20 protein-coding genes are annotated in these 23,923 nt (G+C 72.5%); 8 read left to right on the top strand and 12 right to left on the bottom strand.

Going from position 1 to position 23,923, the window contains the following annotated elements:
- A complete protein-coding gene (locus NDW01_RS26810; protein WP_252825817.1) occupies positions 1 to 2,055 on the bottom strand; it encodes a hypothetical protein in 2,055 nt (684 codons plus the stop codon).
- Between the two features lie 145 nt (positions 2,056 to 2,200).
- On the opposite strand from NDW01_RS26810, the gene NDW01_RS26805 reads away from it, so the two are divergent.
- From NDW01_RS26805 to NDW01_RS26795, 3 genes are all read left to right on the top strand, one after another.
- Complete coding sequence (locus NDW01_RS26805; RefSeq protein WP_252825241.1) at positions 2,201 to 2,674, top strand: MarR family winged helix-turn-helix transcriptional regulator; 474 nt, start codon at positions 2,201 to 2,203, stop codon at positions 2,672 to 2,674.
- A 128-nt stretch (positions 2,675 to 2,802) separates the two neighbouring features.
- Positions 2,803 to 6,153: a phosphodiester glycosidase family protein gene (locus tag NDW01_RS26800; protein WP_252825237.1), complete on the top strand. Its 3,351-nt coding sequence runs from the start codon at positions 2,803 to 2,805 to the stop codon at positions 6,151 to 6,153.
- Positions 6,154 to 6,385: 232 nt separating this feature from the next.
- A complete protein-coding gene (locus NDW01_RS26795; protein ID WP_252825234.1) occupies positions 6,386 to 7,648 on the top strand; it encodes a cytochrome P450 in 1,263 nt (420 codons plus the stop codon).
- Here NDW01_RS26795 and NDW01_RS26790 read toward each other — a convergent pair whose 3' ends face one another.
- From NDW01_RS26790 to NDW01_RS26780, 3 genes are all read right to left on the bottom strand, one after another.
- Positions 7,649 to 8,908, bottom strand: a complete 1,260-nt coding sequence (locus tag NDW01_RS26790) for a cytochrome P450 (protein ID WP_252825232.1) — start codon at positions 8,906 to 8,908, stop codon at positions 7,649 to 7,651.
- Between the two features lie 84 nt (positions 8,909 to 8,992).
- A complete protein-coding gene (locus NDW01_RS26785; protein WP_252825220.1) occupies positions 8,993 to 9,499 on the bottom strand; it encodes an NUDIX domain-containing protein in 507 nt (168 codons plus the stop codon).
- 122 nt (positions 9,500 to 9,621) lie between these two features.
- On the bottom strand, positions 9,622 to 10,407 hold the full coding sequence (locus NDW01_RS26780) for an enoyl-CoA hydratase-related protein (protein WP_252825217.1): 786 nt from the start codon (positions 10,405 to 10,407) through the stop codon (positions 9,622 to 9,624).
- Between the two features lie 327 nt (positions 10,408 to 10,734).
- Between NDW01_RS26780 and NDW01_RS26775 the strand changes: the two genes are divergently transcribed.
- Positions 10,735 to 10,902 (top strand): DUF3117 domain-containing protein, encoded by a 168-nt coding sequence (locus NDW01_RS26775; protein ID WP_252777510.1) that lies wholly within the window; start codon positions 10,735 to 10,737, stop codon positions 10,900 to 10,902.
- A gap of 127 nt (positions 10,903 to 11,029) precedes the next feature.
- Complete coding sequence (locus NDW01_RS26770; RefSeq protein WP_252825215.1) at positions 11,030 to 12,520, top strand: leucyl aminopeptidase; 1,491 nt, start codon at positions 11,030 to 11,032, stop codon at positions 12,518 to 12,520.
- A gap of 44 nt (positions 12,521 to 12,564) precedes the next feature.
- Here the strand turns inward: NDW01_RS26770 and NDW01_RS26765 are convergent, their stop codons facing one another.
- From NDW01_RS26765 to NDW01_RS26730, 8 genes are all read right to left on the bottom strand, one after another.
- The gene (locus tag NDW01_RS26765) at positions 12,565 to 13,455 is read right to left on the bottom strand and encodes a hypothetical protein (protein ID WP_252825212.1); all 891 of its coding nucleotides are present in this window, start codon (positions 13,453 to 13,455) and stop codon (positions 12,565 to 12,567) included.
- Between the two features lie 17 nt (positions 13,456 to 13,472).
- A complete protein-coding gene (locus NDW01_RS26760) occupies positions 13,473 to 14,207 on the bottom strand; it encodes a polysaccharide deacetylase family protein (RefSeq protein ID WP_252825209.1) in 735 nt (244 codons plus the stop codon).
- Complete coding sequence (locus NDW01_RS26755) at positions 14,204 to 15,547, bottom strand: polysaccharide deacetylase family protein (RefSeq protein WP_252825206.1); 1,344 nt, start codon at positions 15,545 to 15,547, stop codon at positions 14,204 to 14,206. The genes NDW01_RS26760 and NDW01_RS26755 overlap by 4 nt, the downstream gene beginning before the upstream one ends.
- 11 nt (positions 15,548 to 15,558) lie before the next feature.
- A complete protein-coding gene (locus NDW01_RS26750) occupies positions 15,559 to 17,076 on the bottom strand; it encodes a polysaccharide deacetylase family protein (protein WP_252825204.1) in 1,518 nt (505 codons plus the stop codon).
- Positions 17,069 to 18,415, bottom strand: coding sequence for a glycosyltransferase (locus NDW01_RS26745; protein ID WP_252825202.1), 1,347 nt, complete (start codon positions 18,413 to 18,415; stop codon positions 17,069 to 17,071). Before NDW01_RS26745 ends, NDW01_RS26750 begins: the two co-directional genes overlap by 8 nt.
- 100 nt (positions 18,416 to 18,515) lie before the next feature.
- The gene (locus NDW01_RS26740) at positions 18,516 to 19,799 is read right to left on the bottom strand and encodes a nucleotide sugar dehydrogenase (RefSeq protein WP_252825200.1); all 1,284 of its coding nucleotides are present in this window, start codon (positions 19,797 to 19,799) and stop codon (positions 18,516 to 18,518) included.
- 268 nt (positions 19,800 to 20,067) lie between these two features.
- Complete coding sequence (locus NDW01_RS26735; protein ID WP_252825177.1) at positions 20,068 to 20,646, bottom strand: hypothetical protein; 579 nt, start codon at positions 20,644 to 20,646, stop codon at positions 20,068 to 20,070.
- 13 nt (positions 20,647 to 20,659) lie between these two features.
- Complete coding sequence (locus NDW01_RS26730; protein WP_252825174.1) at positions 20,660 to 21,313, bottom strand: O-methyltransferase; 654 nt, start codon at positions 21,311 to 21,313, stop codon at positions 20,660 to 20,662.
- A 106-nt stretch (positions 21,314 to 21,419) separates the two neighbouring features.
- Here NDW01_RS26730 and sigE point away from each other — a divergent pair, with 106 nt between their 5' ends.
- From sigE to NDW01_RS26715, 3 genes are all read left to right on the top strand, one after another.
- Positions 21,420 to 22,037, top strand: coding sequence for an RNA polymerase sigma factor SigE (sigE, locus tag NDW01_RS26725; RefSeq protein WP_252777500.1), 618 nt, complete (start codon positions 21,420 to 21,422; stop codon positions 22,035 to 22,037).
- 200 nt (positions 22,038 to 22,237) lie between these two features.
- Positions 22,238 to 22,798: a zf-HC2 domain-containing protein gene (locus NDW01_RS26720; protein ID WP_252825171.1), complete on the top strand. Its 561-nt coding sequence runs from the start codon at positions 22,238 to 22,240 to the stop codon at positions 22,796 to 22,798.
- Positions 22,795 to 23,868: a sigma-E factor regulatory protein RseB domain-containing protein gene (locus tag NDW01_RS26715; RefSeq protein WP_252777498.1), complete on the top strand. Its 1,074-nt coding sequence runs from the start codon at positions 22,795 to 22,797 to the stop codon at positions 23,866 to 23,868. Before NDW01_RS26720 ends, NDW01_RS26715 begins: the two co-directional genes overlap by 4 nt.
- Positions 23,869 to 23,923 lie beyond the last annotated feature (55 nt).

Raw genomic sequence — 23,923 nt, 5'->3', positions numbered from 1 at the left:
TCAGTCGTCCGCGCGCTGCGGTGGGTCGTCGGCCGGCGTGTCCGCCGGAGCCGCGTCCGGGTCCTCGCGCGCGGCGGGTGACGGCTCCCCATCGCTTCTCGTCCGCATCTCGGGAGCGCCCTCCGGATCCGCCGGCGGCTCCGGCTCCGGATCGGCCGGGCGCGTCGTGGGTGCGGGCGAAGGGGGCGGCCCGCCGGGCGGCGGCGCGTACCCCGGTGGAGGTGCGTAGCCGGGGGGAGGCCCGTACGAGGGCGGTGGGCCGTAACCGGGCGGGGGAGGCAACGGGAATGACGGCCCGGTGGGCGGCGGGAGGCCGGGGCCTGGGACCGGGACGGGTGGTCCTGCGGGCTGGAACGGCGGCACGGTTCCGAGGGCCTCCTCGTCGGGGCCGGTCGTGATGACGAGCCGGTCGAGATAGAGGATCTGCAGCGCGGCCAGCGCGATGAGCGCCAGGACGACCACGACGATCGGCGTCGTCAGTCCGGTCCCGGTGTTGGTGCCGAAGGTCTGCTCGACGCGGATGATCAGCTCGAGCGGCGCCGTCTGGTTGCCGGGGCCGTCGCCGGCGATGGACGGCCACAGCAGGCCCTGTGCTCCGATCAGGGTGATCGCGCCGGCGAGCAGGCCCGCCAGGGGCAGCGCCGGGACGACGACCGTGGCGAAGAACGATGGGCCGGCCGGGGCGCCGGCGGCGCGTTGCGCCCGCCACCGGGCCGCGTGTCTCCGGCAGAACAGCGTCAGGATGAACAGGGCGGGGACGCTCACGAGGATCGGCGAGATCAGCGCGGGGAACTTCCCGAGGAGGTCGAGGTCGCGCTCGTTCTGGTAGTCGGCGATGGCGAGCGGGCCGATGCCGACGAACAGCCACGGGGCGAACGGCAGGAGGAGCCACTCGCTGCGGCGGCCGAGCGGGCGGAGGCCGCCGATGCCCAGTGCCGCCAGGAACGCCGCGCCGACGGAGACGATCGCGCCCAGCAGCGGCGGGATCCACGTGTTCAGGTAGAGGCGGGCCGTGGAGTCGTGGGCCGAGCCGCCGGAGCCGTGGGAGAACAGCGCGGAGAGCCAGGGCCAGGAGGCCAGGACGGTGAGGATCAGGACGACGACCACGGCCAGCAGCCCGATCGCCGACCGGCCGGCGTCCGGGCGCGGGCCGGGCTCCGGAGTTCCGCGCGGGGGTGCCGGGGCGAGCTTGACGCCGAGGCCCGTTCTGATCGCGATGAGGGCCGCGGCCACGCCGAGGGCCGCCAGGATCAGGCCGACGATGGTGTCCTGGGCCGAACCGAGGCCCAGTTCGGCCAGGCGGAAGGCCCTGCCGTATCCCAGGCCGACGGGACCGACCGAGCGCCGCGAGTCGCCGAGCACCGCCGGGAAGGTGAACGCCTGCAGGCTCGTCGCGATCACCGCGAGCGCGACGACCGACGCGACCGCGAGCATGGCCGGGGTGATCCGCCGGCCTTCGCGGCGGCCGCGCAGGACCGGCAGGAAGACCAGCAGCGCCAGGCCGCACACCACGCCGAACGTGGCCGCCGCCGTGATCAGCGGGATGACGGCGAACGCCTTGTCGGGGCTGTCGATCCGGCCGAAGATCCTCGCGATTCCGTTCCCCCCGGCGCCGGCCTGTCCCAGGTGCCAGGCGACGGCGACCGCCACCGGGGAGAAGACCACGAGCGGCAGGGACAGCAGGACGCGGCCGACCCGCCGGGGCCACGTTCCCGCCCCGTCCAGGGCCGCGGCGAGCGCCGGGCCGATCAGCACGGCGACGATGACCGGGACGATGGCGAGCAGGACCGAGAAGCCGAACGCGCGCCAGACGTCACCCTGCTTGAGGACGTTGAAGTAATTGTCGAGGCCGACGAAATCGTGGGAACGGCCGAAGAGCTGGGACCTCTGGAAACTCTTCACGATCGTCTGGCCGGTCGGCACGATCAGGGTGATGAGCGCCAGGAGGGCGGCGGGGAGGGTCAGCAGCAGACCGGCGCCGCGATATCGGCCGGCAGGGGGCCGGCCGGTGACGGGTCGGCCTGTGACGGGTGGCGCCGGGGGGTGAGGGGCCATCGTCCGCTCCGCGTTCTTCCGCTCTGAACTCATGTCATTGATCGCCAGTGCAGACCGTAACGCGTGAGAACGTCGTTGTCTCCTACCATTGGCCATGAACTATGACCATCATGGTGAATGTCCGCAAGAGCGTATGATCGTCAGCATGGCGGACAAAAGCCACGAACCAGCAGGGAGTGTTTCCGCTACACCGCCTGAGTTCCGCGCCGGCACGGGCTATCTGCTGACCCGGCTCGGTGCCGAGTCGCGGCGGCGATGGGCGCGCATGCTGACCGAGCACGGCATGACGCCGCATCACTACGGGGCACTGATGACCTTGGAGGCCGTGAAGGTCACGCATCAGCAGCACCTCGCCGAGCTGATCGGCGTGGACCCGCGGAACGCCGTCTCGGTGGTCGACTTCCTGGAGCGCCGCGGGCTGATCGAGCGGACCCGGGACCCCGCCGACCGGCGCCGCCACACGATCAGGCTCACCGCGGAGGGCCGCACCACGGCCGGGACCCTGCGCCGCGCGGGCGAGGTCATCGAGCGGGACATGCTCGCCGGACTGACCGGCGACGAGCGGACCTCTCTGCACGCCCTGTTGCAACGGCTGTTCGAGGTGACCGTCGACCGCTGACCGGTCCTCGCCTTACCGCTCGATCATGCATCGGTCGGTAAGGATCTTGCCGTCGAGTCGTCGTCTCCCGTAAATATCTTTCTGGTGAGGTGCAGAGGTTTCGCTTCATCTCATCACCGGGAGGCGCCGTGCGAACGGCGAACCGTCTCATCAGAATCGGCCTGACCGCCGTGGTCACCGCGACCATGGCGGCCGGGCTCACCCCACGTGCCGACGCGGCGACGGGGCCCTGGCTCCCCAAGACCCCTGACAACTGGCCGCTCGTCGTCGACCAGAGCCGGACGGAGTCGAACCCGATCACCCACGGGGTCGCCGAGTACTCCGAGACCTACGACGCCGTGGGCGGCCGCCAGCATACGCAGGTGCTCGACGTCGACCTGTCCGACCCGAACGTACGGATCGGCGCCGTCGAGGCGGGAGACCAGATCACCTACCCCTCGGACGAGACCCTCACCTCCATGGGGACGCGTACGGGCGCGGTGGCCGGCATCAACGGCGACTACTTCGACATCAACGCCACCGGCCGGCCGATCGGCGGGATCATGGCGAACGGCCGCCTGCTCAAGAGCCCGCAGCCGAACTTCAACGCCATCCTCGGCGTCAAGCCGGACGGCTCGATGGTCATCGGCCCGCAGACCTACAGCGGCACCGTCACCGACGGCGGGACGAGCCACGCCATCACGTCCGTGAACACCGTCACCGACGTCGCGGCCGGGGGGATCAGCCGGCTGACCCCCGACCTCGGCGGTCCGACGGCGGTGGCCGCGGCGACGGTCGTCACCGGCCACGCCGCCGGGGGCCGTCTCACGGTCGACGCTGTCACGTCCGGCGTCACCTCGGTACCCCGCCTGACCGCCGGGCAGGAGAGCCTGGCCGGGGCCGGCGCGGGCGGCCAGTGGCTCGCCGCGAACGTCCACGTGGGCGACATCCTGACCATCGAGGAGAAGGCCCCCGCCCTGACCACGATGGTCAGCGGCGCCACCGTCCTGGTGAAGGACGGCGCGGCGTACAAGGACCCGGTGGGCACTCCACCCGGCGGCAAGAACCCCAGCCGCAACCCGGAGACCGCCGTCGGCCTGAGCAAGGACGGCCGGCACGCGACGTTCGTCGTCCTCGACGGGCGTACCGGCCCGACCGGGGCGTCCGGCGTCACACCCGACGAGGCCACCGGCTACCTGCTCGACCACGGCGCGTACGACGCCATCCTGTTCGACGGCGGCGGTTCGAGCGAACTCGTCGCGCGCAAGCCCGGCGACGGCCGGCTCTCCGTCATGAACACGCCCTCGGACGGCCACGAGCGCGCGGTCGCGAACGGCATCTTCGTCTACTCCACGGCCGGCACCGCCGGTTCGGCGCGCAAGGTCGTCATCAACGGCGGAACGCCGGTCACCACCGTGCCCGGCGCGACCGTCGACGTCCCGGTGTACGCGACCGACGCCGAACAGAACCCCGCCGCCGGCGCCACGCAGGTCACGGTCGTGCCGTCGTCCCTCGGCTCGTGGCAGAACGGCCGGCTCACCGTGAACCGCGCCGGCACCGGAGAGATCGTCGCCCGGAACGGCCGTGCGACCGCGACCGAGCCCCTGCGCGTCCTCGACCGGCTGCACTCGCTGACGATCAGCCCGGACCAGCCGGACCTCATCAACGGGTCGGTCCAGCAGTTCACCCTCACCGGCGACGGCTCCGTACCCGTCCCCGCGGAGGTGGCCCGGTGGACGGTCAGCCCGTCCGACCTGGGCACCATCGACGCGCACGGGACGTTCACCGCGTCGGCCGCCAAGGGCGGCCTGGCCACGGTGACCGCCGAGTCGGGCGGAGTGTCGGCGAGCACGACCGTCGCGGTGGGCAGCGTCTCCAAGGTCATCGACGACATGAGCGACGTCGGCAACTGGAACCTGCGCAACACCACCGGTCAGCCGGCGCAGACGAGCCTGGCCTCCGGCGTCGTGCCGCCCGGATCCACCGCCTCCGGCTCGCTCCAGCTCACGTACACCGTGCCCGCCGGGCAGGGGGTCAAGCAGCTCGTCCTGTCCTCGAAGACGACGCTGCAGGCCGGGGCCGACGCGGAGGGCAAGAACCCCACCGGCATCGGCCTGTGGATCAAGGGTGACGGCAGCGGCATCAATCTGGCGGAGTCCTATATCGGCGCCGACGGCCTCACGACGACCCTCTACCCGACGACGGTCACCTGGAAGGACTGGCGGCTCGTCGTCGCCGCGCTGCCGTCGACGATGAAGTTCCCGCTGAAGATCAACTTCATCGACTTCCTCGGCATCAACGCGGCGACCACGATGAGCGGCACGCTGAACGTCAGCGGACTGCAGGCGCTGTACTCCCCGCGCCCGGTCGTCGCGCCGCCGTACACGGCCATACCGAAGAACCCGTCCTGGCTGACGTACGAGGAGAGCGCGGACGACTTCCACAAGAAGGGCACGACGCTCCTCACCGGGGACGACGCCCACCTCGTCGCGTCGGACCCGGGCTCGGCGAGCGCCGATGTCATGGACGCCATCGCGAAGCGGGTCCCCGCGCTGAAGCCCGACCGGGCGCAGCTCCTCGGCGACATGTCCGATGACGGGGAACTGCCCGACCTGCAGTTCGCCCGGCAGAAGATGGCCGCGCTCGGCGTCCCGTACCGGGACATCGTCGGCAACCACGAGATCAGCCAGGGCGCGGTGCCGGAGAACGGGAACTTCGCGAAGGTCTTCGGCGAGACCCACTACGCCTACACCTCCGGGCCCGCGAACGTCATCGTGACCGACAACGCGCACGGCAGCCTGCAGTCGTCCGACGCCTTCCAGAACCCCGCCGAGGCGCAGTTCCCCTGGCTGGTCCGGCAGCTCACCGGCAACCGCTCCCCGGCGGTGCTCGTGGTGACGCACATGCCGGCGTACGACCCGCATCCGGCCGCGAACAGCCAGTTCGGCGACCGGTGGGAGGCGCGGATGTACGTGCGGCTGATCCAGCGGTACCAGCAGACGCACCGCGGCACTCACGTGATCATGCTGTACGGCCACGCCCGCGGCTTCGCCGAGAAGATCCTCGACCCGCTCGGACAGCCCTCGGCCGACGGCGTTCCGCAGTTCACCTTCGCCGATCTCGGCATGCCCGCGTACGCGCCGGCGGATCAGGGCGGCTTCTACAACTTCGGTCTGATCCACGTCGGCCCGTCCGGCCGCATCGGGTTCACCGTCGAGCCGGTGCTGGCGTCCATCGCGGTCACCGGCCCGTCCTCCCTGCGAAAGGGCGACTCGGGCCGGCTCACGGCGACCGGCACGGCCGTCGGCGGGGACGACCAGCCCGCGCTGACGCTCCCGATCGCCGACCCGGCCTCGCACGTCTGGTCGTCCAGCGACACGCGGGTGGTCAGGGTCGATCCGGAGACGGGGATCATCACCGCCCGTCGCACGGGCACCGCGACCGTCTCGGTCACCAGCGGCGGCGTGTCCGGGAGGATCGAGGTGACGGTCACCGGCTGACCTGCCGCACGGACCCCTCGGAGCGGCCGGCCGCCGTCTCCGAGGGGTCCTCCGTACGTGCCCCGGCCGGGCAGGGGAACGGGTCCGAGCGTCGGCGGCCGCGATTCCCGGGGGAATTCGCCCGGATGTAGGCCCCCGGCGGATCTTGGACGCGTAGTCTCGCGCACACCACCCGTGACGTCCCGCCGGCGTGTGCCGTCGGCGGATTCCGACCGCTTCGTGGAAGAAGGCCATGACCGAGCCCGTGCCCGCCGCCCCCGCCGACGACTCACCGGGCGGCTGCCCCGCCCACGCCGACGTCCTGCCGCTGTACGGGCCGAGGTTCCTGCGGAATCCGTCGGAGCTGTACCGCGAGATGCGGCAGGAGCACGGCTCGGTCGTGCCCGTCCTGCTCGAGGGGGACATCCCCGCCTGGTTCGTGATCGGCTACCGGGAGGTCCATCACGTCCTCAGTCACCCGGAGATCTACGCACGCGACTCCCGCCGCTGGAACCAGTGGGACGACATCCCGCCCGACTGGCCGCTGCGGCCCTTCGTCGGCTACCAGCCCTCCACGCTGTTCGCCGAAGGCGACGAGCACCGGCGCCGCGCCGGTGCGATCAGCAACGGCCTGTTCGACGTCGACCAGTTCGACCTGCGGATCCGGGCCGAGAGGATCGCGGACGACCTGATCGACTCGTTCGCCGGGCGCGGCGAGGCCGAGTTGATGGCCGAGTACGCGCATCCGCTGCCGCTGCTCGCCCTCGCGGAGATCTTCGGCCTGCCCGAGGAGGAGGCCCCGGGCCTGCTGCGGGACATGATGACCACGGTCAACGGCGACGAGGGCGCACTCGACGCCTACCAGGGCATCTGCGCGACCATGGAGCGGCTGGTGGCGCACAAGCGCGAGCAGCCGGGCCCGGACTTCGTGACGCGCATGCTGAACGACTCCGCGAACCTGACGGAGGAGGAGCTCATCGCGGACCTGGTCCTGGTGATGACCGCCGCCCAGCAGCCGATGGCGTACTGGATCGGCAACACCGTCCGGCTGATGCTGACCGACGACCGGTTCTCCCTGAACCTCGCGGGTGGCCGCCGCAGCGTCGGCCATGCGCTGAACGAGGTGCTGTGGGAGGACACGCCCACGCAGAACTACCTGGGCCGGTGGGCCGCCCGGCCGGTCCTCCTCGGCGGGCAGCAGATCGACACCGGCGACCTGCTCGTCCTGGGCCTGGCGGCGGCCAACAGCGACCCGCGGGTACGGCCCACCTCCGACGCCCCCGCGGACGGCAACCAGGCCATGATGTCGTTCAGCTACGGCGAGCACCGGTGCCCGTATCCGGCACCGGAGCTCGCCGAGGTGATCTGCCAGGCCGCCGTCGAGGTGCTCCTCGACCGGCTGCCGGACCTGCTGCTGGCGGTGGAGCCCGAGGACCTGGGATGGTCGCCGTCCGTCTGGATGCGCGGCCTGGTCGACCTGCCGGTGGGGTTCACCCCGTCGTACGTCTCCGGTTGATCAGCCGGTGACGGCCGGCGCCGCCACCGCGGAGGAGGAGCCGGCCGTCGCCGGCCGGAACCTCAGGGGCAGCGTCATGAGGCCGCGGGTGAACACTCCCCGCTCGGGCGGCGCGGCGCCGTCACGGAACGCGATGTCGTCCATGGCGTCGAGCAGGTGGTTCGTCGCCACCTCGACCTCCGTCTTGGCCAGCAGGGCGCCCACGCAGAAGTGCCGCCCGAGCGCGAAGGCCAGGTGGTCGGCGGCCGCGGAGAACGCGGTCGAGGCGGCCAGGTCGTCGCGGAAGACGTCGAACTCGTCCGGACGGGAGTAACGCCGGGGGTCGCGATTGGCGGCGCCGACCGCGCAGACGACGGTGCCGCCGGCGGGCACGGTACCGCCGCTGAGCATGACGTCCTCGGCCACCTGACGGATCACCATGTGGACCGGCGGGGTGTAGCGAAGCGTCTCGGCGAACGCCTTCGGGATGAGCGTGCGGTCGCGGCGTACGGCGGCGAACTGGTCGGGGTGTTCGAGGAGGTTGCGGAACAGCGCGGCGATGGCCCGGTCGGTGGTCTCGCCGCCGGCGGCGAGCAGCAGGCTGCAGAAGGCCCGGATGTCGTCGTCGGTCATCCGGGTGCCGTCGATCTCGGCGGCGCAGAGCGTCGACAGCAGGTCGTCCCCGGGGTTCGCCCGGCGTTCCCGGATGATCGGGATGAGGTACTCGCCCAGCTCGCGGCGGGTCCGCTCGCCGTCCGCCGCGACCTCCGGGTCGCCGGCCAGGTTGCCGAAGACCGCGATGATCGAGGTGTACCAGCGGTGGAACCGGTCGTGATCCGCCTTGTCCAGGCCCAGCATGTCGGCGATGACGTTGATGGGGAACCGCGTCGTGAATTCCGCCACCAGATCGACCGTTCCACGGGCGGCGAAACGCTCGATGAGTTCGCGGGAGTTGCGCTCGATGACCGGCAGGAATTTCTCCTGCAGCTCATTTCCGCGGAACGCCGGCGCCACCAGCGCGCGATGCACGGCGTGCTCCCGGCCGCTCATCTGCAGGATGGTCCGCCCGTGCACGGGCTCGAGCTGCCACTGGTAGTTGTCGGTGGTGAAGACCGGGTCACGGAAGGCGCGCTGCACGTCCTCATAGCGTGAGATGACGTAGCCGCCGCTCGCCTCCTGCCTGATCAGCGGAAATTCGTCGAGCATCGTCCGGTAGGACGGATACGGGTCCGCGGCGAATTCGGGCGACAGGATGTCGGGCACCGCTGACGGCGTGGCCAATGAACACTCCCTCGATCGGCAGACGTGCCGGTCAAGGCTATGTAAAGGAGACTGTCAGGTCCATACCCCGCCCATTCGCCGGCGTCATCGCGTGAGGTCCGCATCGATGGGCCTGGACGCGGCGAGGTACTGCGTCGTGCCGGTCGCACGGGCCCGGAGGGCGGCCGGAAGGCGGGCGGCCGAGGCGGAGGAGAGCATGCCGACGCCCTCCTCGACCGTCACGAACGCGTGGTCCACGAGCTCTTCCTCCTGCAGCCGGATCGGCGCGTCCGCGTAGTACGTGCCGCAGTCGAACAGGAAGTACACGTTCGCGCGCGGGCGCTCGTCGTCGGCCGGTACCCAGTCGCACACCAGCAGGCGTCCCGCGGTCAGGGACAGCCCGACCTCCTCCGCGACCTCGCGTTCGCAGCCGAGGTGCGGAGCCTCGCCGGCCTCGACGATGCCGCCGGGGAACAGCCAGTAGGGGCGGTAGCTCGGCTTGACGAGCAGGATCCGTCCGGAGGTGTCGGTGATCAGTCCGCCGGCCGCGAGATAGACGCTCGGCAGGGAGGCGTACCAGTCCTCGGTGGACAGCCATTCGCGTTCGGTCACGGTGCCGAGGCTAGGGGGTCGCCCGGCGGACCGGGCGCCCGGCACTCCGGCGTTCCCCCTGATCATCCGGGAGCGCCGCCGGAGGCCGCGGACGGCCGGGGCCGCCGGGGGCCGCGGGCGGCTCAGCGCCCTTCGAAGACGGGCTCCTCCTTCTTCAGGAAGGCCTTGGTGGCGGCCGTGTGGTCGGCGGTCGCGGCGCAGGCGTCCTGCAGCTCCGCCTCCTTGGCCAGCGCGCCGGCCAGATCGGCCGTGGCCGCATGGTCGAGGGCGGCCTTCACCGCGCCGTACGCGACCGTGGGCCCGGCGGCGAGCCGCCGCGCGAGCTCGCGCGCCTCCGCGTCGAGCCGGTCGGCGGGCACGACGCGGTTGACGAGGCCGAGTTCGAGCGCCTCCGGCGCGCGGAGCGGCTCGGCGAGCAACAGGAGCTCGGCGGCCTTCGCCCGGCCGACGAGGCGCTGCAGCGTCCACGACAGGCCGCTGTCGGGGGCCAGCCCGATCCTCGTGAACGCCGTCGCGAACGACGCCTTCTCCGACGCGATCCGCAGGTCGCAGGCCAGCGCGAAGGAGAACCCGGCGCCCGCCGCGACGCCGTTGACCGCGGCGATCACCGGCTTGGGCATGCCGGCGAGGGCGAGGACGATGGGGTTGTAGTGGTCCGCGATCGTGCCGTCGAGGCCGCGGCCCGCGTCCAGGTTGGCGGCGTGCTCCCGCAGGTCCTGCCCGGCGCTGAAGGCGCGGCCGCTACCGGTCAGGATCACCGCGCGTACGGCGGAGTCGTCGCGGGCCCGTTCCACCGCCGCGCGCAACGCGCTCTTGGTCTCCGCGGTCAGCGAGTTCATCGCGTCCGGGCGGTTCAGGCTGATCGTCGCGACCCCGTCCGCGAGGTCGTACCGCACGCTCTCCGACACGTTCAGGCTCCTTTGCCCTGGTTCGGTCCGTCCGATCCTCCACGGCAACCTTCGGTGAAGCCGGAGGCCGGGGGCAAGAGCCGCGCCGCCGCCGGTGCGAGAAAATGAAGTGGGGACGGCGTCACGAGCCCCGGAACCGAGGGTGCCGGCCACCGCCGGGACGGCCGGTCGCCAGGTCTCAGCATGATCTCGAAGCTGATCGTTACCACTTAGCGCCCGGAAAACGGGATAATGGACCACCACCAGTTGACTTGATGCGGCAGACGGGTCAGCGGCCAAAGAAGCCCGGCGGCCCCGCGCGGCCCTAGGCAGGAAGGGGATTCACGCATGGCGGCGATGAAGCCGCGGACAGGCGATGGTCCGCTCGAAGTTACCAAGGAGGGGCGCGGAATCGTCATGCGTGTCCCGCTCGAAGGCGGCGGGCGGCTCGTTGTCGAACTGTCGGCGGAGGAGGCAGGCGAGCTCGGGGACGCGCTGAAGGGCGTCGTGGGCTGACCCGACGTCACCCCGCTCATTGAGGTTTCCGCGAGGGCCCCGGCGTTCGTCCGCCGGGGCCTCGCTGTCCGTACGGGGCCGTCCAGTCCCCCTGAGGCTCGTACGGGACCGTCCCGAAGGAGAGGTCTTGCCGGTTTCCACCCAGCTGCGCACCGTCCACGGCACGATCCGGGACATCGCCACGACCGCCGAGGTCGTCGCGCTGCCCGTACGGTCCGGTCCCGAGCTCGACCCCCTCTACGCCGACGAGGTGGCCGGCGTCTTCCCCCTGGGCGCGACCGACCTGCTCGCCCACGAGGAGGTGAAGGGCGGCCCCGGAGAGCTCGTCGGCGCCCCGTGCCGGCTGGGTGACGGCATCACCGACCTGCTGCTGTACGGCGTCGGGGACGGCTCCCCGGCGGCGCTGCGCCGGGCGGGCGCGGCCGTCGCGCGACGCGGACGGGGCCGCGCGGGCATCGCCGTCGCCGTGCCGTCCGGCGCCGGCGACGAGGCGCTCGCGGCGTTCGCCGAGGGCCTGCTGCTGGCCTCCTACGACTTCCGCCTCGGCGGCTCGCCGACGCGACCGGCCGCCGAGACGATCACCCTGCTCGTCGAGGCCGGGCGCGTGGCCGACACCGCCATCGAACGCGGCGTCGTCGTCGCCCGCGCCGTGGCGGCCGCCCGCGACCTGGTGAACACCCCGGCGCTGGAGAAGACCCCGCGGTGGCTGGCCGAGCAGGCCGAGCGGCTCGCCGCCGAGTCCGGGCTGACCGTACGGGTCCGCGACGAGGAGGAGCTGCGCGCCGGGGGCTTCGGCGGGATCGTCGCCGTCGGCTCCGGGTCGGCCCGCCCGCCGCGCCTGATCGAGCTGGCGTACGAGCCGGAGACCGGCCCGGCCGCCCGGCACGTCGTGCTCGTCGGCAAGGGCATCACCTTCGACTCCGGCGGCCTGTCGCTGAAGCCGAACGGGAGCATGCAGACCATGAAGACCGACATGGCGGGCGGCGCCGCGGTCATCGGCGCGATGACCGCGCTGCGGGCGCTGCGCGTGCCGGTCCGGGTCACCGGGCTGATCGCGGCGGCCGAGAACCTCCCGTCCGGCTCCGCGATGCGTCCCGGCGACGTCATCCGGCACTACGGCGGCATCACCTCGGAGGTGCTCAACACCGACGCGGAGGGACGCCTGGTCCTGGCCGACGCCCTCGCCTACGCCGACGCCGAGCTCGACCCCGACGTGCTGGTGGACCTCGCGACGCTCACCGGGGCGGCGAAGGTCGCGCTCGGCCAGCGGCTCGGCGCGCTGTACGCGACCGAGGACGCCCTCGCCGCGGCGCTGCTCGGCGCCGGAGCCGGCAGCGGCGAGCCGCTGTGGCGGATGCCGCTGACCGACGACTACCGCCAGGCCCTCGACTCCGACGTCGCCGACCTCGCGAACGCCGGGCGCGGCGGCTTCCGCGCGGGCTCGATCGTCGCGGCGCTGTTCCTGCGGGAGTTCATCGGCCGGCGCGCGTGGGCGCACCTCGACATCGCCGGGCCGGCCCGCGCCGGGTCCGACGACGCCGAGGTCACCCGCGGCGGGACAGGGTTCGGCGTCCGCCTGCTGCTGCGCTGGCTCAGCGGGCCGGACGCCGGGGACTGACCGCTCCGTCGAAAGCGCCTGGAGGGCACGCCCACGGAGCGGCGTCAGATCCGGGTGACGCGGAAGGCGGTGAACTCGAAATCGCAGTTGTCCCCGCGCAGCCCGACCGCGCCGGGGTCCAGGATCGCCGCCCCCTCACTGCCGTCGTCGGTCGCCGACAGCACCTCGCGGCCGTCCCGCGCGACCGTGATCGTCACCAGGCCCCCGCCGGACGTCGTGATCCGGACCCGGAACGCCTGCCAGCGGCCGTACGGGACGGCGTAGCGGGCCTGGCCCAGTGTGTAGTACGTGCCGCCGTTGGCGTCGCCGCCGGGCAGTTTCTTCTTGACCACGATGAGGTCGTCCCGGCGGTTCAGCGAGACGACGTAGAGCTTCTCCGGGCTCTGCCAGCGCAGGAAGACGTGCACACCGTCGATCTCCGACGCCGCCGCCCGCCCGGTGGCCGTCAGGCCCAGGTTCCGCAGCCGGAGGGACACCGCCACGTCCTCGAAGTCCCGGCGGCGCGTGGTCATCCGGAACACGCTCGACCCCGTGCCCCGGGTCGATCCCGCGTCCGGGACGGACGCGTCCGGCGTGCCCGACCAGGCGACGCCCCGGTGGATGAACAGCGACCCGCTGCTGACGTCCCAGTCCCGGGAGACGCGGGTGCCCGGCGTCTGGGGGTTCCAGTGCGCGAACTCATTGGTGACGAGGCGGTCCGGCCCGGACAGCCGCGGCGCGAACATCGCCGGGCGCGGCCGGGCGCGTACCGCCCAGCCGCCCGCGGCGAGCACCGCGACCACGGTGAGGACCACCGCGGTCCGGACGCCGGTCCGCCGCCGGGCCCCGCCCGAGACCGCCGTGCGGGGTCCGTCATCCGTGCGGGGACCGTCGTCCGTGCGGGATTCGTCCGCCCTGCGGAGGGCGTCGCCCGTACGCCCGTTGTGCCGATGCATCGACGTGTCCTTCCCGGTCAGTCGGTGGCGAGGGCGGTGCAGAACCCGCGGGCGCGCAGCCCGCGGATCACCGTGGGCAGCGCCTGCACCGTGGCGGCGGACTGGCGGACGCCGTCGTGCATGAGCACCACCGAGCCCGGGACCACCTGGTCGAGGACGGACGCGGCGATGTCGCCCGGCTCGCGGCCCCGCCAGTCGTCGGTGTCGATCGACCAGCGGATCACCCGCATCCCGGCCAGCTTCGCCTCCCCGTCCACGGTGGTGTTGGTGTTGCCGAACGGCGGCCGGAACAGCGTCGGCGCGGGTGCGCCCGCCGCCGTGATGGCCCGCTGGGTCGCGTTGAGCTGCCAGTCGATCTGCGCCTGGTCGAGGTCGGCCATGTGCGGGTGGTTCCAGCTGTGGTTCTCGACCAGGTGACCGTCCGCCACCTCCGCCCTGATCAGGGCGGGCCGTGCGGCCGCCTTCTGGCCCATGGCGAAGAAGGTCGCCCGCACCCCGTACGCGCGCAGGACCTTCAGGATCTGCGGCGTGTAGATGTCCGGGCCGTCGTCGAAGGTCAGCGCCACCCGGCCGCGCGTGCAGCGGTTGTCCGTCCGCGCGGCCTGCAGCATCGCGTTGGTCACGACCGTACGGGCCTTCTCGGTGTCGGCCTTGCTCGCCGGGGACAGCACGTCGACCGCGAGGCCGGCGGCGAGGCCCAGCAGCCCGACTCCGAGCCCGAGCTCCGCGAGGACTCTCCCTCTGGTCGTCATGGGTTGGCCGGGTCCGTGATGTCATAGTCGTCGGTGTAGATCGTGCCGACGCCCGCGAGGGAGAGGCCGACGGACAGGCCGGTGGCGTCGGCGGGAGCGGCCGGGCTCGTGAAGGCGGGGGTCTGCGTCCAGGTGCTCGTCGCGGGCAGCGCGGGGCCGCTCGTCCAGTACGCCCAGGTGCCGGCGCTGGTCCGGTAGTACAGCGTCAGCTTGACCTGCACGTCGGACGCCCAGCTGCCCTTGTACCAGACCGACGCGTTGTAGACGTGGCCCGGAGTCGCGACGGGCGCGCAGGTGTTCGCGTCCTGTTTGGAAACGAGCTTGCGGTCCCCGCTGGTCAGCGCGGTCACGTCGAGCTGCTGGGAGTACGAGCCGGTGTGCGCGTCGGTGGACCGGGTCCAGGTGTAGGTGTTCGTGCCGTACCCGCCGTACTGGAAGCAGGACGGCAGCCCGTTCGAGGCTGACTCCAGCGAGGGGTTCTGGACGAGGTTGCCGTGGGTCGGCGGGTTCAGCGGCGGGCCGTTCACGGGCGGCTGCTGCGCGCCGCCGATCACCTGGTCGACCGTCTTGACCGTCGTGCCGATCAGGGCGCGCGGGGTGAGCCAGTCGAGGAAGTCCGAGAGCGTGCTGGGGCTGACCGAGTAGGTGTCCGTGCACCCGTCGCAGACGTGGTGGAACACCAGCTGCACCCAGCCTCCGCCGTGGCGTTCGGCGTTGGTGACCAGGCTCTTCAGCGTCGCGAGGCTCGTGTCGGACTTGATCGAGTCGGGCGTCTGCATGTTGTACGCGTCGGCCGGCGGGATGCTCTCGGAGTAGCCGCAGCCGTCGCAGGAGCCGGGCGACACGACGCCGCCGACGGCGCGGGCGCTGTTGTAGCCGCAGTCGCGCACGATCTGCTCGGTGGCGGCGTTCTCCGAGCCGTACGGGTAGGCGAAGTTCTTGACCGCGAAGCCCCAGCCGAGCAGGGTCACCCGGTCGTTGCAGACCTCCCGCTTGGCGTCGTCGGAGGACAGGGTCGTCAGGTCGGCGTGGTCGACGGTGTGGCCGGCGATCTCGTCCCCGTCCGAGGCGAGGGCCGCGATGTCGGCCTGCGTCATGTAGTTGGTGAGGTTCGTCTGCCCGCTGTTGATGTAGAACGTCCCGTGCAGGTGGTGGGACTGCAGGAGCGGGCGGGCGTTGGTGAACTGGTCCTTGACGCCGTCGTCGAAGCCGAGGGTGACGACGGTGCCGATCGCGGCGTGGGCGGTGCCGCCGCTCACGCCGGGCACGGCCAGCGCCGCGCACAGCAGGGCGAACAGCGCCGCGAGCCGCGCCGCCGCCGGGGCAGGTGTGTGGTGCATCGGTCCTTCTCTCAACGGTTCCGCTGGGTGTCCGGGGTCAGGGTCGGACGGTGGTAGACGACGGTGCGGCGGCCGCCGTCCGCGGCGATGCCGAACTTGATCCCGCCTTCGTGGAGGCGGGGGTCGAAGGCCGCCCGCAGCCGGCGCCCGTCGACGGTGACGTCCGCGGTGTTCCGGTGGACCCGGATCAGCACGGTCCGCCCGGCGGCCCGGCTCGCCGGGAGCGCGGTTCTGGCGAGCACGACCCGTGCGTCGTCGCCGATCTGCTCGCGGACGACGAGCGAGCCCTCCCCGACGACGACCTCGACCCGGCCGCGGTGGCCCGCGCCCGCGCCGTCCCGTACGGCGATCACGGCGGCGGCGTGGCGGTTCACGCCGGTCACGCGGGTGCGGACCGTGTAGTTCACCCACTGGCTGGTGTTGACCTCGCCGAGCAGGCAGGTGCCGTAGCCGTCGCTGCGCACGGAGAGGAGGCCGGGCCGGTGGGCGCAGTCGGCCAGGTCACCGAGCCACGGCAGGGCGGCCAGGTCGTGCGGCGGCGCGACCGGAACCGCCCCGCGGACCATCTCCAGCAGGTCCGAGACCGACGTCGTGGCCCGGACGCCGATGCGGTCCAGCGTCCAGCGGGGCGACTGCGCGCTGACGGCGTTGACGTGCTCGGTCGGGACGTTCTCGCCGGTGAAGGCGACGCCGAACCCGGCGTCGCGCAGCAGGCCGGGCAGCTCCCGCGCCAGCGCCGGGGCGTTGCCCATGCTGCCGGTGTCGCCGAACGGATAGGAGAACGCGCTCGCGGGCCGTCCGAAGACGTGCCGGAAGAACCTCTGGCTCTTCGCCAGGTCGGCGCGTACGCGGGACCGCCACGCCGCCGGCGACTCCTGCTCGCCGTGGACGAGGATCCGGTTGACGAGTGCCGGGGCCAGGTCGCCCGGTACCGGCACCTGGTCGTGCATCGCGTCCGAGTGCGAGCCGAACTCCCAGCGGCCGGTCGCGCGCAGCGCCCGCAGCTGCCGGGTCGACAGGTAGTACGACGGCGTTCCGGCGGCCACCATCTTCGACGTCGTGAGGAAGGCCGTCGCCGTGAAGTGGTAGCGCGCGAGCACCGGGTCGACCGTCGTCCAGTCGGTGAGCGTGCCGTCGTCGAACGTCAGCAGCAGCGCCTTCGGCGGCAGCCGTACGGGCTGGTGCGCGATCAGCCGTTCGACGTCGGCGAGCCGGACCGTGCGGTAGCCCGCGGCGGCCAGCGCCGCCAGGTGCTCGCCGAACAGCCGCCGGGTCAGCGTGCTGCCCGCGTGGTCGGCGTCGGACACCGCGTGGTACGTCAGCACGACCACCGACCCGGGGTAACCGGGCAGGCCGGCGGCGGCCCGCGCGGTCGCCGCGTCGAGGTGGACCGGCGGCGGCGTCTGCCGCGGCGGGTCGAACGGACGGCTCACCGCGACCCACACGACGAGCACGAGGGCCAGGGCGCCGATGAACAGCGTGCCGTTGGCGACCGCGCTCACCCGCCCCATCCGGGTCGGCTCAGCCATCCTGCACCGCCTGCGGAGACGGCGTGATCCGGTACGCGGGGGGCCGCCGCCGGTCGACCGAGCGGGTGCCCCATTTCCCGTCGCGAATTCGGGCGATCGCCCACAACAACTGCGGCGAGAAGGTGATGTAGAAGAACGTTCCGAGGAAGGCGTAGAGCCACAGGCCGTCTTTGCGCAACAGCCGGTAGACGAACGCGTACGCCATCGAGACGAGATACAGCCCGAGGAAATAGATCAGCGGCGAGTGCCCCTCCACGACGGCGCGGACGACCGTGAGGAAGATGACGATCGGGCTGAGCAGCCCGGCGCACGTCTGCACGGCGACCGACGGCAGCGCGCGGGTGCGGCTCCGCCAGACGTGCGACAGCAGGAGCGGTCCCTCCCGGCTCCACGACTTCTTCCAGCGCAGCTGCTGGCGGAAGAACTTCCGGTAGGCGTCCGGGACGTCGGTCCACGCCTCGGCCCGCGCGTCGTACCGCGTGATCCAGCCGGCCTTGATGACCCGGTTGGTCAGCGCCCGGTCGTCGCCGTACGTGCACTCGACGCCGAGGAACCGCTGGTGCTCCCAGGCGTCCAGCAGCGGCTCGACGGCCGCGCGGCGGTAGGCGGCGAAGCAGCCGGAGCAGCAGGTGACCGCGCCCAGGACCGACTCGGCGCTCTTGAGGAGCTGGAACGAGACGTAGTACCGCGCCGCCTGCATGCGCGTGAGCGTGTTCGTCTCGGCGTTGCGCGCGTAGGTGAGGCCGGAGATCGCGCCGACCTTCGGGTCGGCGAAGCCCTGGACGAGCCGGCGGACCGCGTTCGGCGCGGGCATGGAGTCGGAGTCGACGAAGACGAGGATCTCCGCCTTCGTCGCGCGGATCCCGGCCGCCATCGCCGCGCGCTTGCCCTGGTTGCTCCCCAGGTCGACGCACCGCACCGACCCGGGAGGATGGGCGGCGGCCGCCCGCAGCATGTGCTCCCACGTGTCGTCGCTGGACCCGTCGTTGACGACGACCAGTTCCAGCCGGTCGCGCGGGTAGTCCAGCGCCATGCAGGAGTCGATCGTGCGGACCACCGCCTCGCCCTCGTTGAAGGCGGGAACGACGATCGCGACCGTGGGCGTGATCCCCGCGTCCCGCGGCGGCCGGTAGAACGCGGCCAGCAGGAACCGGCTCAGCACATAGCCGCTGACCGCGATGGTGTACGCCGGGGTGAACGGGTCGCCGCGCAGGAACGCGACCTTGATCCCGACGTGCCAGGCGATGACCAGGCAGATGACCGTGACGCCGGCGAACGCCCCGAAGGACGCGAGCCGCCCGGGCCGGGCTCGGTCCCCCGGAAGGGGTGGCGTGCTCACGAAGACTCTCCTCGTGTTCGGTGGGCATGACGGGGCGGGGACGGCGCCGTGCTCGGGCTCGGCGCCGCCTGCGCCCTTCGACGCGGCGGGGGGTCGGGTGTCAGAGGGGGACGCGGCGGCCGGCGCCGGTGAGGCGGTAGGTCGCGTCCAGGACGAGCTGGTCCTCGGGCAGCCAGGACAGGTCCAGGGCCCGGTGCGTGGTGTGCGCGACGACGAGGTCGGCCTCGCCGCCGGGCGGGTCGACGCTGCCGAGCACGCGGCCCTCCGGCAGCCGGATCTCCGGGACGAGGGGGTCGTGGTAGGCGACCTCGGCGCCCGCGGCGAGCAGGCCCTCGATGATCTCCAGGGCGGGGGACTCGCGGACGTCCTCCACGTCCGGCTTGTAGCTCACGCCCAGCAGCAGGATCCGCGCGCCGGCCAGGCCGACCCCGGCCTCGGACAGGACCTCGCGGACGCGGTCGACGACCCGCCGGGGACGCTCCGCGATCGCGGCCATGGCCTGGCTGACGACGGGGGTCGGGAGCCGCGTCTTGCGCAGCTGCCAGAGCAGGTAATGGGGGTCGCAGGGGATGCAGTGCCCGCCGGCCCCCGGACCCGGGAAGAAGGGCATGAAGCCGTACGGCTTGGTCGCCGCCGCGTTGATGACCTCCATGACGTCCAGGCCGAGGGTCCGGCTGATCTCCGCGACCTCGTTGGCCAGGGCGATGTTGACGGCCCGGAACGTGTTCTCGAAGAGCTTGGTCATCTCGGCGGCGCCCGCGGAGGACACCTCGTGCAGGTTGCCGGTGCAGTGGGCGAGGACCTTGACCGCCTCGGCCGTGCACTGCGGGGTGGCCCCGCCGACGACCCGGGGGACGACCTCATGGGCGTACCGGTCGTTGCCGGGGTCGATGCGCTCGGGGCTGAACGCGACGAAGACGTCCCGGCCCGCCTGCAGCCCGCGGCGCCGTAACGGTCCGGCGAGCAGGTCCTCCGTGCAGCCGACGTAGCTGGTCGAGGTGAGGATGACGACCTGGCCCGGCACCGCGTGCAGGACCGCGGACGCGCAGGCCCGGTCCAGGGCGGACAGGTCCGGGGTCAGGTGCGCGGTGACCGGGGTCGGCACGCAGATCACCACGGCGCGGGCCCACGACGCGTACGAGGGGTCGGCGACCAGCGAGAAGGCCTCGTCGCCCAGCGCCGTCGCCAGACGGGCGTGGTCGGAGGCCAGCAGGTCGACGCGGCGCTCCCGGATCCGGGCGAGGCGTTCGGGACTCGCGTCGATGCCCAGCACCCGGGCGCCGGCGGCGTGGAAGGCCAGCGCGGTCGGCAGGCCCACGTAGCCGAGGCCGACGATGGCGACGTCGTACGCGCCCGACGCCGGAGCGTGGGCGTCGAGGGTCATGCGCGGGCCTCCGCGGCTCTCCCGGAAACCTGGAATGACGGCGTCGGGAAAATAGCCGCAGAATGCAACGTTCTTCTGATGTCCATCTTCGGCCTTACTGTCGGGGGGTTTGCCGAAAGGGCAGCAGAAAGCATGTTGTCGTGCTCTATCCACGCAGGAACCCCGCAAAGGGGTGAGCTGCCTACGTCGGGCGCAGGGGCTGTATGTCGGTGCTTGTTAGCTAAAGCACCTTAATCAATGGCAAAACAGGAAAAATACTGCCGGAATTTCAGCGCGACCGGGCGTCCACGATCCGTACGCCGCCGAGCCGGCGCACCTCCTCCAGGACCGTCTCCAGCGAGACCGTCGCGCGCGGCGGCAGCGCCGCCGACCAGTGCAGCGTCGCGGTTCCGGGCACGTCCTCCAGGCGCAGCGCCAGCAGCTCCACGCCCGGCTCGGCCCCTGCCTCCGCCGCGCGCTCCCCGACGGGAAGGAAGGCGACGCGCGGGAACGAGCGCATCCGCCCGCGCGGGAGCGTCTCGTTCCACACCACCACGGAGGCCACCTCCGGCCAGGACAGCCGGCGATCCCGGGCGCGCGACCACGGCCACGCCGCCGGCACGCACACCCCGTGCTCGCCGACCTCCAGCACCGGCCGCCCGCTCACCGCCCGCCCTGCCGTGGCGACGAGGCGGGCGCCGAACAGCGCGATCCCCGGCACGCCGACGACGAGGGCCACGACACCGCCCACGGCCGGCAGGCTCAGCGCGCCGCTGACGGCGAACGCCACGGACACCAGGAGGAGGACGAGCGTCCCGGCGGCCGAGGTCAGGTCCTGCCGCGAGGTCCGCGCCCGTACGGCGATCATTACGTCGAGAGGATCACCGGCACTTGACCGCGGTGAGGAGCCCGTCCCCGATCGGCAGCAGCAGCGGAACGAGACGGTCGTCCTCGCGGACCATGCGGCCGAGGCTGCGGATCGCCACCGTGTCGGGGTCCCGGTCGGCCGCGTCGGCGACGCGGTCATTCCACAGGGCGTTGTCGAACGCGACGACGCCGCCGGGCCGCAGCAGCCGCAGCGCCTCGCCGAGATAGTCGGGGTACTCCTGCTTCACCGCGTCGCAGAACACCATGTCGTACGCGCCGTCGGTCAGCCGCGGCAGCACGTCCAGGGCGCGGCCGGCGATCATGCGGGCACGAGAGGTCGGGAAGCCTGCGGCGGCGTACGCCTCGCGGGCCAGCCGCTGGTTCTCCGGCTCGACGTCCACGCTCGTGAGCACTCCGTCGGGACGCATCCCGCGCAGCAGCCAGATGCCGGACACGCCACAGCCGGAGCCGATCTCCACGACCGTGCGGGCGCTGATGGCGGCGGCGAGGAACCGCAGGGCCGCGCCGCCCGCCGCGCCGATGGGGGTGGCCCCGACGTCGATGCCGCGCTGCCGGGCCTCGCGCAGCGGCTCGTCCTCCGGGAGGTATTGCTCCACGTAGGCCAGGGTGGCCTTCACCGCGTCGATGACTTCCTCCTTGGGACGCATGAGCCTGCAGGGCAAACACTAGTACGGAGGGGGAACTCCGCCGCGTACCGTCACGTTCTTCAGAGGGCGTGGCTACCGCTAGGCGGAGAGGAAGAAACGGGGCAGTATGTCGGTGGCAGAACTCGTACGTGAAAGGGGAGTGTCGGTGCACGACCCCGGCATCGCCTGGACTCCTCCGACGTGGGACGAGATCGTGCGGGAGCACTCCGCGCGCGTCTACCGACTGGCCTTCCGGCTCACCGGCAACCCCCACGACGCCGAGGACCTCACCCAGGAGGTCTTCGTCCGGGTCTTCCGTTCCCTGGCCAACTACCAGCCCGGCACGTTCGAGGGCTGGCTGCACCGGATCACCACGAACCTCTTCCTGGATCAGGCGCGGCGTCGTCAGCGCATCCGGTTCGAGGGGTTGTCCGAGGACGCCGCCGAGCGCCTGCACGGACCCGAGCCCAGCCCCGCCCAGGCCTACTTCGACAAGAAGCTCGACGCCGACGTCCAGGCGGCCCTCGACGCGCTCGCGCCCGACTACCGCGCCGCCGTCGTGCTGTGCGACATCGAGGGCCTGTCGTACGAGGAGATCGCCGCGACCCTCGGCGTGAAGATCGGCACCGTCCGCAGCCGGATCCACCGTGGCCGCGCCCAGTTGCGCGCGGCGCTGGAGCACCGCGGCCCGCGCCGCGCCGCCGCCTCCACCGGCACGGAGCCGCCCGCCGAGGAGGCCTCATGAGCGAGCGGAGCGAGCGAATCGCGAGCACAGCGCGTCGGGTCCCTCCTCCGACGGAGGAGGCCTCATGAGCGAGCGGAGCGAGCGAATCGCGAGCACAGCGCGTCTGGTCCCTCCTCCGACGGAGGAGGCCTCATGAGCGAGCGGAGCGAGCGAATCGCAAGCACAGCGCGTCTGGTCCCTCCTCCGACGAAGGAGGCCCCATGAGCGGCCATCTGGGGGAGCGGCTCACCGCGCTGGTCGACGGCGAGCTCGGCCACCACGAACGCGAGAAGGCCCATCGCCACCTCGCCGCCTGCGCGGAGTGCCGCGCCGAGGCGGAGGCGTTGCGCTGCCTCAAGAAGCGCCTGCGGGCGCTGAACGACACGATGCCATCCGAGGGCCTCCTGCGCCGTCTGGAGGCCATGGGCGAGCCGGGGGACCCCCTTCCGCCACCCGTTCCCCGGCTGCCCGGTCAGGCCCGTCCCCCGGCCGTCGCGCGACCCGGCGACGTCCCGGCCCGTACCCGGCCGTCCGACAACCGTCCCCGCCGCGCCGCCGCCGCGCGGCGCCGGCTGCCGCGTGGGCGCTACCTCATCGCGGGCGCGGCCACGCTGGCGGTGCTCGGCGTCGGCTCGGCGGCGTTCGCCGCGGGTTCCGACCCGGGCTCCCTGCCCCGCGTCACGCCGTCCGTCGAGCAGTTCGCCGTCGAGCACGCCCTGACCTCCGGGGACGTCCCGCTGACCGACCCACGGCCCGAGGTCACGGCCGGCGATCACCCGTGAGCGGCCGGGCCTCGCACCACTCGTGGCTGGCGGGCGGCCTCGCCACCGCGCTGTTGCTGATGTGGTTCGTGACCACCGGTGACACCGCCAGCGGCGCACGCCTGCGGTCCGACCCGGAGGCCCTGCGGCTGCTGCGCGGCGCCGAGGGGGCCGCGCGCGACACCGCGTACGAGGGCGTGCAGTACATCACGTCGTGGAGCCGCAGCGGCATGTCGACCACGTCGCTGGTCAACGTCGCCCACGTGCCCGGGCAGGGCACCCGGATGCGGGTGCAGAGCACCACCGCCGAGCAGGGCGGCCAGATGTTCGAGGCGGACTACCCGCAGCAGGCCCAGGGCGGCCTCACCGGGTACACGCCGAAGATGCTCGACCTGCTCGCCCGCAACTACGCCGTCGTCCAGGCCGGCGACGGACAGGTCTGCGGCCGGCCCACCACGATCATCGAGGCGCGCCGCGCCGACGGGACCCCCGCCGGCCGCTTCTACATCGACCGCGCCACCGGCCTCATGCTCCGCCGCGAGCTGCTCGACCAGCAGGGCCGCGCGGTGAACCTCACCTTCTTCACCGAGATGCGGCCGTCGGTGCCGAAGACGATGTTCGTGGCGGCCTCCGCGCCGCAGACGGTCGAGGCGCCCTGGACGCACCAGCTGGCCGGCGCCGACCTCGGCGCGCTGCGCTACCGCGGCTGGCCGGTGCAGTCCGCCCTGCCGGGACACCTCAGCCTGTACGACGCGCGGCAGCAGGACCTGGGCGGCCCGGTCGTGCACCTCAGCTACTCCGACGGGCTCTCGGTCGTCTCGGTGTTCGTCCAGCGTGGCGTGCTCGACCCGAGCAGCGTGCAGAGCTGGCACAAGACCACGCGCGGCGGCCGGACCGTCTACCTCCGCGACACCGTCCAGCAGCGCGCCGTGTGGGCCAGCCGCGGTTACGTCTACACGATCCTGGCGGACGCGCCACCGCCCGTCGTCGACCAGGCCGTGGCCGCGCTGCCGCACGGCGACACGGGATTCTGGGGCCGCATCGGCCGGGGGCTGGACCGGCTGACATCGTGGGCCAACCCGTTTGACTGATCCGTGAAGATCGCGTTTTGTATGGCGTTCAGGTGAATGTGACCACGGGCGGGGT

This window comes from Actinoallomurus soli (genome assembly GCF_024055715.1).
GTDB classification, from domain to species: Bacteria; Actinomycetota; Actinomycetes; order Streptosporangiales; family Streptosporangiaceae; genus Actinoallomurus; species Actinoallomurus soli.
Note: the sequence above shows the minus strand (reverse complement) of the source record. Positions and strands in the feature narration are given on the sequence as shown.

Coding starts and splice junctions, on each gene's coding strand:
- NDW01_RS26810 (WP_252825817.1), bottom strand. CDS start 2,055: ATGGCCCCTCACCCCCCGGCGCCACCCGTCACAGGCCGACCCGTCACC.
- NDW01_RS26805 (WP_252825241.1), top strand. CDS start 2,201: ATGGCGGACAAAAGCCACGAACCAGCAGGGAGTGTTTCCGCTACACCG.
- NDW01_RS26795 (WP_252825234.1), top strand. CDS start 6,386: ATGACCGAGCCCGTGCCCGCCGCCCCCGCCGACGACTCACCGGGCGGC.
- NDW01_RS26775 (WP_252777510.1), top strand. CDS start 10,735: ATGGCGGCGATGAAGCCGCGGACAGGCGATGGTCCGCTCGAAGTTACC.
- NDW01_RS26765 (WP_252825212.1), bottom strand. CDS start 13,455: ATGCATCGGCACAACGGGCGTACGGGCGACGCCCTCCGCAGGGCGGAC.
- NDW01_RS26760 (WP_252825209.1), bottom strand. CDS start 14,207: ATGACGACCAGAGGGAGAGTCCTCGCGGAGCTCGGGCTCGGAGTCGGG.
- NDW01_RS26755 (WP_252825206.1), bottom strand. CDS start 15,547: ATGCACCACACACCTGCCCCGGCGGCGGCGCGGCTCGCGGCGCTGTTC.
- NDW01_RS26750 (WP_252825204.1), bottom strand. CDS start 17,076: ATGGCTGAGCCGACCCGGATGGGGCGGGTGAGCGCGGTCGCCAACGGC.
- NDW01_RS26740 (WP_252825200.1), bottom strand. CDS start 19,799: ATGACCCTCGACGCCCACGCTCCGGCGTCGGGCGCGTACGACGTCGCC.
- NDW01_RS26735 (WP_252825177.1), bottom strand. CDS start 20,646: ATGATCGCCGTACGGGCGCGGACCTCGCGGCAGGACCTGACCTCGGCC.
- NDW01_RS26730 (WP_252825174.1), bottom strand. CDS start 21,313: ATGCGTCCCAAGGAGGAAGTCATCGACGCGGTGAAGGCCACCCTGGCC.
- sigE (WP_252777500.1), top strand. CDS start 21,420: ATGTCGGTGGCAGAACTCGTACGTGAAAGGGGAGTGTCGGTGCACGAC.
- NDW01_RS26720 (WP_252825171.1), top strand. CDS start 22,238: ATGAGCGGCCATCTGGGGGAGCGGCTCACCGCGCTGGTCGACGGCGAG.